Origin of the sequence: Mesorhizobium sp. M2E.F.Ca.ET.209.01.1.1 (assembly GCF_004010375.2) — a bacterium.
Classification (GTDB): domain Bacteria; phylum Pseudomonadota; class Alphaproteobacteria; order Rhizobiales; family Rhizobiaceae; genus Mesorhizobium.
The window spans coordinates 1-298 of the sequence record NZ_SADP02001050.1 but is presented as its reverse complement, the minus strand read 5'-3'; the positions used below and the strand labels follow the sequence as shown (position 1 = coordinate 298).

At 62.4% G+C, this 298-nt stretch carries 1 protein-coding gene; it reads right to left on the bottom strand.

Going from position 1 to position 298, the window contains the following annotated elements; translation table 11 throughout:
* A partial coding sequence (locus EN852_RS43445) for an FtsX-like permease family protein (protein ID WP_348643560.1) occupies nucleotides 1-178 on the bottom strand: 178 nt, incomplete at its 3' end.
* Nucleotides 179-298 lie beyond the last annotated feature (120 nt).

Here is a 298-nt window from a genome sequence, read left to right as displayed (position 1 = left end):
TCTCCGAGAACAATCCGAAGACCACGCCACCAATAATGATGACGAGACCCTCGCTCCATAGGAAGGCATCCAGTTGCGGCGGTCTGGCGCCTATGGCGTCGAGGATTGCGAAGGCCCGGCGCCGCTCGGCGAATCCCAGAGCCAGCATCAGCCCGGCGGCAGCGGCGGCCATCAGCACGGAAAATCCAAGCTCGATCCGCGTCAACCCGCGAAGGTCAACCGCGGTAAGGCTCGATCCGATGAGATGTGCGGCCTGACCGATATCGGAGACTTTCAACGCGGGGTAGGGAGCAAGCAC